The sequence below is a fragment of the Ameyamaea chiangmaiensis genome, assembly GCF_013376175.1.
GTDB lineage: Bacteria > Pseudomonadota > Alphaproteobacteria > Acetobacterales > Acetobacteraceae > Ameyamaea > Ameyamaea chiangmaiensis.
The window spans coordinates 1-8,847 of the sequence record NZ_JABXXR010000117.1; the positions used below are offsets into that span (position 1 = coordinate 1).

At 67.1% G+C, this 8,847-nt stretch carries 8 protein-coding genes; 1 reads left to right on the forward strand and 7 read right to left on the reverse strand.

Annotated elements, in window-relative coordinates; genetic code table 11:
- The 5 genes from HUK82_RS12375 to HUK82_RS12395 all read right to left on the reverse strand — a co-directional run.
- Window positions 1-919, reverse strand: a 919-nt coding sequence (locus HUK82_RS12375; RefSeq protein WP_176614256.1) for a class I SAM-dependent methyltransferase, incomplete at its 3' end; no start/stop codon positions are given.
- A gap of 10 nt (window positions 920-929) precedes the next feature.
- On the reverse strand, window positions 930-1,679 hold the full coding sequence (locus HUK82_RS12380) for a glycine betaine ABC transporter substrate-binding protein (protein WP_176614257.1): 750 nt from the start codon (window positions 1,677-1,679) through the stop codon (window positions 930-932).
- Window positions 1,680-1,781: 102 nt separating this feature from the next.
- Window positions 1,782-3,887 (reverse strand): M13 family metallopeptidase, encoded by a 2,106-nt coding sequence (locus HUK82_RS12385; RefSeq protein ID WP_176614258.1) that lies wholly within the window; start codon window positions 3,885-3,887, stop codon window positions 1,782-1,784.
- A 32-nt stretch (window positions 3,888-3,919) separates the two neighbouring features.
- Complete coding sequence (locus HUK82_RS12390; protein ID WP_246495320.1) at window positions 3,920-4,561, reverse strand: Dabb family protein; 642 nt, start codon at window positions 4,559-4,561, stop codon at window positions 3,920-3,922.
- Window positions 4,562-4,600: 39 nt separating this feature from the next.
- Complete coding sequence (locus HUK82_RS12395) at window positions 4,601-5,425, reverse strand: acyl-ACP desaturase (protein WP_176614259.1); 825 nt, start codon at window positions 5,423-5,425, stop codon at window positions 4,601-4,603.
- A gap of 232 nt (window positions 5,426-5,657) precedes the next feature.
- Between HUK82_RS12395 and bioB the strand changes: the two genes are divergently transcribed.
- Window positions 5,658-6,659 carry a biotin synthase BioB gene (bioB, locus tag HUK82_RS12400; protein WP_176614260.1) on the forward strand — a complete coding sequence of 334 codons (1,002 nt, stop codon included), beginning with the start codon at window positions 5,658-5,660 and terminating at the stop codon, window positions 6,657-6,659.
- Between the two features lie 45 nt (window positions 6,660-6,704).
- Here bioB and HUK82_RS12405 read toward each other — a convergent pair whose 3' ends face one another.
- Entirely contained in the window at window positions 6,705-6,911 is a 207-nt protein-coding gene (locus tag HUK82_RS12405; protein WP_176614263.1) for a TOBE domain-containing protein, read from the reverse strand.
- 80 nt (window positions 6,912-6,991) lie between these two features.
- The gene (locus HUK82_RS12410; protein WP_373318243.1) at window positions 6,992-8,605 is read right to left on the reverse strand and encodes an NAD-dependent malic enzyme; all 1,614 of its coding nucleotides are present in this window, start codon (window positions 8,603-8,605) and stop codon (window positions 6,992-6,994) included.
- Window positions 8,606-8,847: the final 242 nt, after the last annotated feature.

Consider the following 8,847-nt stretch of genomic DNA (forward strand, 5'->3'; position numbering starts at 1 on the left):
CCACGTCCGTCGCCATATTGCCCGCCAGATCCTCGGCCACCGCCGCACGGGCGCGCACGTCCAGCCCGTCCAGACGTCCGCGCAGGCGCGGGTCCGGCAGCAGCAGCGCCGGATCGTACCGCGCAGGCTCCATCAGGCACGCAACCGACAGCCCGGCCCGGTCCAGCAGGCCGAACAGCGCCGTCACGTCGTACGCCCGGTCGCGCGGGTTCAGCAGAAGATCGTAGAGGCCGGCGTCCCCGCCGGTCAGATGGTCGCCGAAATTACCGTTCACCCGCAGCCACGCCGTGGGCGGCAGATGCCGCATCACGCGGCGCGCCACGTCCAGCCGCGCTGCCGGTTCCTGCTCCGGCGGCGCCAGTCGCGCCAGCGCGTCCTGCAGCATGTAAACACCCGTGCGGCCATGCGGGGCATAGACCATCAGCCCCATCCCGCCACCGGGCGCCAGCGCCGCGACCAGCCCCGCCAGCGCCGCGTCCGGGTCGGGCAGATGATGCAACACGCCACAACAGTCGATGTAGTCGAAGGCGCCCAGGTCCAGCGCAGCGAGGTCCGTCAGCGACCCTGCGACGTAGCGGATATTGTCGAGCCCCCGAACCCGTGCCCGCGCCCGCGCGATCGACAGGGCGTGCGCCGAACGGTCGAGCGCCACGACCTCACCCGGGCGTCCCTCGCGCGCCATATGCGTGGCCAGCATGATCGCGGCGTCGCCCGTCCCGCAACCCGCGACCAGGGCGCGCAGCGGACGCGAACGAGGGCGCGTGGCACCGAACACCCAGTGATCGATTTCACGCAGATGGCTCGGGCTGCCGATCAGCAGTCGCTTGCCTTCGTCTCGCGGATCGCGCTCCGGGTAGGGATAGGCCTCGTATTGGGCCGCGAGCGCCGTATCGGCCGCGTCGGCGTTCATGCCGGTCATGGACGTGCCCTCAGCGTGGCAGAAGGCGCCCGCGCTGCCAGGACTCGGCGGCGGCCTCAGCGCTTAACCCCTCGCGCCGCATGGCACAGTCGAGCGCGCTGATCACCTTGTTGCCCAGCGTCAGTTCGTCCAGTTCGTCCAGAAGATCGGAATCAAGCGTATCGCGGACCGCGCGGCTGAGCACGATCTGCGCGACCTGTTCCCGCCCGAGCGCACCCAAAGGGTCGGCCAGCTGCGTGATGCGTCCGTCATGAAACAGGAAATGCGGCTGCGGCAGAGGCAGCAGCGCCGCCTCGCCGCGTTCGATCACCCCGACCGCATGGGCATAGGCCACCTCGTCGGGCCGCACGTCCAGCGTGAAGCCGCGTTCGGTCAGGCCATAGGCCCCCGCCGCCTGCCGCACGGCCGAGACCATGCTCTCGGGCGTGACGATCTCGGGCGACAGCAGAGCGGGCGTCGCATCGGCGATCGAGGCCAGATCGCCCACGACGGCGGGAACGCACAGGGTGAAATGCGGCCGGTACAGCTGCCCCAGGGCCATCAGATCGCCGCCGCCTCCGATCAGGTCCGCGTCGATATCCGGCAGCCATGCTGAGACGAACATGTCGATCTCGCCCGCGCGCAGTTGCGCCACGACCACATCCCGCGCGCCGGGGACGAAATCCACCTCGGCATCATTGGCTTCCAGCACGCGGGCGACGGCCGCAGCCGTTGCTTCGTGCTGGATCGTGTCGGGGTAGCCTAGCGCGATCGTGGTCATGGTTCTCTCTCAAACGCCCAAGGGCCCCGGCAGGGGCCGATATAGGCCCCCACACAGCACCGGACGCCCGTCACCGCAACCCCCGGACTGCGTTTGCCTCGCCTACCAGATTTTCACGCGGTCGGCGGGCTTGAGGTAAAGCGCATCGCCCGATTTGACGTTCCAGGCCGCGTACCACGCGTCGATGTTGTGCATCGGCAGGTTGACACGCGCCCGGGGAGGCGAGTGCGGATCGACCACCGTCAACTGACGGACCGTGTCGTCGCGCAGTTTTTCGCGCCACACCTGTGCCCAGCCCAGGAAGACGCGCTGGTCGCCGGTCAGACCATCGATGACCGGGGCCGGCTGGCCTTTCAGCGAGGCATGATAGGCATCGAGCGCGAGCGTCAGGCCACCCAGATCGGCGATATTCTCGCCCATCGTCAGCTTGCCGTTCACATGCACGCCCGGCAGCGGCTGGAACGCGTCATACTGCTTGCCCAGACGATCGGCCAGCGCCTGGAAACGCGCCGCATCGTCCTTGGTCCACCAGTCGCGCAGACGCCCCTGATGGTCGAACTTGCGGCCTTCGTCGTCGAAGGAATGCGTCATCTCGTGCCCGATGACACCACCGATCGCACCGTAGTTGATCGCCGGATCGGCCTTCGGATTGAAAAAGGGCGGCTGCAGGATGGCGGCGGGGAACACCACCTCGTCGAAAACCGGGTTGTTGTAGGCGTTGACGGTCTGCGGCGTCATGTCCCACTCGTCCCGGTCGACGGGCTTGCCAAGGTGTCCGACCCAGTACGCCCATTCGAAGGCCACGGCGCGTTCCGCATTGCCGTAGACATCGCCGGAGCGGACGTCGAGCTGGTCATAGTCACGCCATTTCACCGGATAGCCGATCTGCACCGTAAAGCCGTCCAGCTTGCGGATCGCCTCGGCCTTCGTCGCGTCGCCCATCCACGTATTGGCCTGGAGCCGCGCGCGGAACGCGGCCTTGAGCTCGCCGGTCAGGGTCTGCATCGCCGCCTTGCTGGCGGGCGGGAAGTAGCGGTCGACATAAACATGCCCGATCGCCCAGCCCATGGCCGAACTGGTTGCCGTCACCGCGCGCTTCCAGCGGACCTGAAGCTGCGGCTGTCCGGACAGGGTCTTGCCGTTGAACGCGAACGACGCCTCCACAAACGGCCTGGACAGGCTCGACGCGGCGTTGTCGGCCAGATGAAAGGCCAGCCACGCCCGCAGCGTGGCGATATCGGTCTGGCCCAGGATCTTTGCCTCGGCCGCGATCGCGCTCGGCTCGCCCACCACCAGGACGCGTTTGGCGGGGTCGATCTCCGGAATACCGGCCGCTTTCAGCCACGTCGCCCAGTCGAAGCCGGGCGCCTTGGCCGCCAGGTCGGCGACGCTCATGGGGTTATAGATTTTCTCCGGGTCGCGCATCTGGTCGCGGGCCCAGTGGACGGCGGCCACACGCGTCTCGAACGCGACGATCGCGGCGGCCTGCGCCTTGGCGTCCGGCCAGCCGATCAGGCCCAGCATCTGGGCGATATAAGCCTGGTAGGCGGTTTTCTTCGCCGCGAACGATGGCTTGGAATAGTAATCCCGGTCCGGCAGACCGATACCGCCCTGATCGAGGTTGATCGCATAGACCGTCGGGTCTTTCGCGTCCGGCTGGATCATCAGCGAGAACGGCGTGTACTGGAAATTACGCTGCGCCGTGCCCGTCAGGGAGGCGAAGGACGCCGCGTCACGAACCGCCCTGATCGCCTCCAGATCGGCCGCCAGCGGTTTGGCGCCCAGAGCCTCGACCGCCGCCTCGTCCATGAACGAGGCATAGAACGTGCCCAGTTTTTCGGGAACCGAGGACGGGTGCGCCACCGGGTGCGCCGAGACCTCGTTCAGGATCGTCTGTACCCGCGAGCGCGACAGCTCGGCCAGTTCATTGAACGGACCCCAGCTGGTCCGGTCGGACGGGATCACCAGATGGTCGACGAATGTCCCGTTGGCATAGCCGAAGAAATCGTTGCCGGGCGTGATCCTAGTCGACCGTCCCGCAAGATCGAATCCCCACGCGCCGAAATCGGGCTGGGACGGGTCTGTCGCGACCGGCGCGACGGCGGCGGGTGCCGTCTGCGCCAGCGCCAGCGGCGCCGAGCCGGCCAGAAGGAGGGACAACAGGGCGGCAACGCGACCGGCGCGGCGGGCTCGGACAGGAAACGGCATGAAACCTCGTGTCGAAAAGAACGGGAGCATGATCAGCGATGGCGTGCGGCGGCGCGGGGCACGACGGACGAGGCGGTCTCCGCGACATCGAAGTCGAACACCGACACGCCGTCGACCAGCGGCGCGACATAGTCCTTGAAGGCCTGATGCGCGGGGTCGAAGAAACCCGGCGCGGTGACCACCGGCGCGCCGACGAAATAATTGCGATCCCCTTCGGAGGCGAACGTGACCACGAACCCCAGATCGTAGGGTGCCGCCGAGGCTTCGCCGCTGTTTTGCCTGCCGCCATCGATCGACTGCACCACGGCGTGCCCGTCCGGACGGCGCGAATCCTGAACCAGACGCAGATAGCGACGGACGACCTCGGCTTTCTGGTCCGTGGTCGTCGTATCGCGGAACCTGAACAGCACGACATGACGCAACAGGCCCGGATGCCATGTCGGGGCGGTGAAGGCCGCGGGCCCGACCTGCGCGGCCAGTGTCTGCACGGAACGGGCGACGGGCCCGGTCGGCTGATCCGTGGGGGTGGGCGACGCGGCGATCGGCACGGCCCACGGATCGGCCAGCGCATGGCCCGGCGCCAGCGCGCCCGCAGCACCCAGCACGGCGGCCATCGAAAGAACGCTCCGCAGGGTGAACGCCGTGTGGTCGCGGCGGGGGAAACACGGCATCATCGGGCCTCCTTGTCGTGTGCGCGCCGTGGCGTTGCCCGTTCAGGCGATCGCAAGCTGGCGCTTGAACTTTCTCTGCCGTCGCTGGATCAGCGCGAACACCGCCCGCGACGCCCAGTCCTGAAGGCGCGAGTGAGGCGTGAAGCCGATGGTCTTGAAGATCATCGACGTCACGCGGTTGATGTGGCGGGGACGATAAAAACCCATGGCATGCACCATATACAGCGCGATGCAGCGCTGATGGTCGTAGGGCATGTCGGGCGGCTCGTTGGTAGTGTGATAGGCCGAGGCCAGCTCGTCGTCCTCGCTCTCGGTCACGCGGCCCAGCGCGATGCGGGTGCGCTGCCAGACGCTGAGTTTCTCGCGCGTCAGATAGCGGTGCATATGGTCGTAGAACAGCTTGAAGTGCCGGTATTCGTCGGCGGCGATCTGCTTGCAGATGGCCTTGAGCAGCGGCTCCTCCGTCGCGTCCGCCAGAGCGGTATAGAACGATGACGTGCCGGTCTCGACCATGCAGCGCGCGATCAGTTCACCCGTGCGCGATCCCCGGACCGACGCATCGACGTCCAGATCGATGTGATAGGACGCACGATAGCGCTCGAACGCGTCCATGTAGTCCCACGTCGGATCGGCCAGCATCGCCCAGCGGCCCAGCGCGTCCCCGTGCTGCACTTCCTCAATCGCCCAGTTGTCGGCCGCCTGACGGAAATCGGGATCATCGATGAACACATTGTTCAGATAGCGCGCGTAATCCACGCCATTGCGTTCGACGACCGAGGCAGCCTTGACCGTCGGCACGATCCGGGGGTCGACCTTTGACGGGTCGAAACTGTCCCAGTCCATCTGTTCGATACGCCAGTGCTTCATCTTGGCCCGTCTGTCTGTGCCATCCCCGACCGTAAAGAAGGCGGAGCGTTGATCGGTTTCGTCCGGACTATCGCGATTTGCCCGAATGCGCCAGTCCGGACGCACCGGTCGACGACCTTCCGGGATGGACCATGGCGCTTGCGGGGCCGGGACCGGACATGGCATGGAGAGCGGCTTGCGGGTGGCCTCGGGCCTGCCTGCGCCTCGGATGTGTCCGACAACGGAGAGACCAATGCCCGACGGCATCGCGCCCACGCTTTCGACCGGCCGCCCGACGCCCGCGTTCCCGGTTCGCCACGACTGGACGCGCGAGGAAGTCGCCGCCCTGATCGCGCTTCCCTTCCCCGAACTGATGTACCGGGCACAGACCGTGCACCGCGCGCGGTTCGATCCGACCGAGATCCAGATCTCGACGCTGCTGTCGATCAAGACCGGCGGCTGTCCCGAAGACTGCGCCTACTGCCCGCAAAGTGCCCAGCACGAGGACGGCGTCAAGGCCAGCCGCCTGATGGCGGTCGAGGCCGTCCTGAAGGAGGCCCGCGCCGCGCGTGACGCCGGGGCGGCCCGTTTCTGCATGGGGGCCGCATGGCGTTCGCCCAAGGAGCGCGATCTCGACACCGTCTGCGCCATGATCGAGGGCGTGAAGGAACTGGGGCTGGAAACCTGCGTGACGCTGGGCATGCTCGACGCCGGGCAGACCGCGCGGCTGCGCGACGCGGGGCTGGATTACTACAACCATAACCTCGACACCTCGCCCGAATATTATGGCAAGATCATCACCACCCGCACCTACCAGGAGCGCCTCGACACGCTGTCGAACGTGCGCGACGCGGGCATCAATGTGTGCTGCGGCGGGATCGTGGGCATGGGCGAGGACGAATCCGACCGCGCCGGACTGATCGCGACGCTGGCCAGCCTGCCCCGGCACCCTGAAAGCGTGCCGATCAACCTGCTGGTGCGTGTCGCGGGCACACCGCTGGCCGAGGCGGAGGCGGTGGACCCGATCGAGTTCGTGCGCATCATCGCGGCAGCGCGCATCACCATGCCGGAAAGCCATGTGCGTCTGGCCGCGGGCCGCGAGAACATGACGGACGAGGCCCACGCCCTGTGCTTCCTCGCGGGTGCGAACTCGATCTTCTACGGCGAAAAGCTGCTGACCACGCCGAACCCGGCCGAGAACCGCGACCGCCGTCTTCTGGCTGAACTGGGCATGCACGCGGCCGGCACGCACTGACCGGCGTTTCGGGCGGGGGCGCTCCCTCCGCCCGGAACGGCGTGCCTACTTGCCGACGATGACGTCGGATGACTTGACGATGGCCGAGACCGCGTCCCCGACCTTGAGGTCCAGGTCCGCCACAGCTTCGTTCGTGATCGAGGAGGTCACGATCGCGCCGCCCCCGATGTCGATCCGGACATGCGCTGTCGTGGTTCCGAGAACGACCTCGACAACCTTGCCGGCCAGAACGTTACGCGCACTGAGCTTCATCATCTTCTCCCGCACTCTGTAAGGATGCGACCGTCCCATGGACGGGACCGGACCTTCAACGGCCCGTCCCCGCCAACGTCTCAGACCTGAGGCGCGGGATAGTCGGGGCTGTAGGTCAGGCTCTCGATCCACGCGCGGATATCGGCCGGACGCTCCACCTGCGCCAGGCCGTTGTCGAACATGAACGCCGCCAGGCGGCAGGCCGACGTGATCTGGATCGCCATGATGTCGCTCTGCGGCGGATAGAGCAGCCCCTTGGCCATGCCCTCGGGACCGATCTGGTCGGACAGCGCGCGCGCCGCCTCGATCAGCACGTCATCCGTGACGCGGGTCGGCTTCACGCCGAAGCTGGCCAGCGCCAGACCGGGGAAGATGTAGAAATTGTTCGCCTGCCCCGGGTAGAACAGGCGTTCGCCCAGTGCCACGGGCGGGAACTGAACGCCACCGGCATACAGCGCGCGGCCATCCGTCCAGCGATAGGCCTCGTCCGCCGTGCACTCCGCGTGTGGAATCGACAACGGGAAAAAGATCGGCCGCTCGTTCAGATCGCCCATCAAACGGACGACCTCTTCAGTGAAGGTCCCGCCTGCGGTCGAGACGCCGACCAGCACCGTCGGGCGTGCGCGTTCGATCACCTCCCTCAGCCCGTCACCAGGAGCGGCGTCCCGGGCATAGGGGCGCTGTTCGACGGTCAGGTCATTGCGCGCGGGCGTGATCGGGCCGTCCTTGTCCAGCATCGTCATGGCCGCGCGGGCCTCGTCGAGGGTCGCCCCCTCGTCCTGCATCGCGCGGACCAGAAGATCGGCGATACCCACCGCTGACGCACCCGCGCCGAGGAACACCACCCGCTGGTCGCGCAGGCGGCCGCCCGTGGTGCGCAGCGCGGTCATCAGCCCGGCCAGCGTAACGGACGCGGTGCCCTGGATGTCGTCATTATAGCACAGGATACGGTCCTTGTAGCGCGCCAGGGTGCGCAGCGCGTCGGTGCCCTTCCAGTCCTCGAAATGGATCAGGCAGTCCGGGAACACGTCCTGCACGGCGTCGATGAACTCGGCCACGAACGCGTCCAGCTCGGCCGGGGGCGGGGGCGAACGGCGCAGGCCGAGGTAGAGCGGATCGATCCATAAAGATTCGTTCGTCGTCCCGATATCGAGCTGGATCGGCATCGTCACGCGCGGGGGCACCGCGCCGCAGGCTGTGTAGAGCTGAAGCTTGCCGATCGGGATCCCCATCCCGTTCACGCCGATATCGCCAAGACTGAGGATACGGCCGCCGGTCGTCACGCAGATGAAGCGCACATCCTTGTGCGGCCAGTTGCGCAGGACCTCGGCGATGCGGCCCTTCATGTCGAGGGTAATGTACATCCCGCGCGGCCGCCGGTAGATATGGCTGAACAGACGGCACGCCTCGCCCAGGGTCGGCGCATAGACGATCGGCACGAACCGCGCCGGGTCGGACATCAGCACCTTGTAGAACAGGGTCTCGTTGCGATCGTTCAGGCCGGTCAGATAGATGTAGCGTTCGAGATTGTTCGGCTCGGCATCCAGATGCTGCAACGCGCGCTCCAGTTGCCGGTCGATCGTCTCGACCTGCGGCGGCAAGAGACCCTCAAGCCCGTAAGCACGTCGCTCCGCGACCGAAAATGCCGTTCCCTTGTTGGCATTCGGATCATTCAGCAGCGCAGATCCGGTCAAGATCTCTCCGTGCGTCTGGGACATGACAACAGACTCCTACATGCTTTGGCGGGCTCTCGCGGGTTTGACCCGCACACCGGCCCTTTCGGGTGCCAGACAACCCGACGCGGGTCAACGCACAGACGGGCACGGCAGCCCCGTCCGACCGCCCCATCCGGGACAGGGAACCCCAAGGCGCGCCCACGCAGGCCCCATCGCCGGGCGGCGGACGGCACACCCGCCCCTACCCTCACCCACCCGCG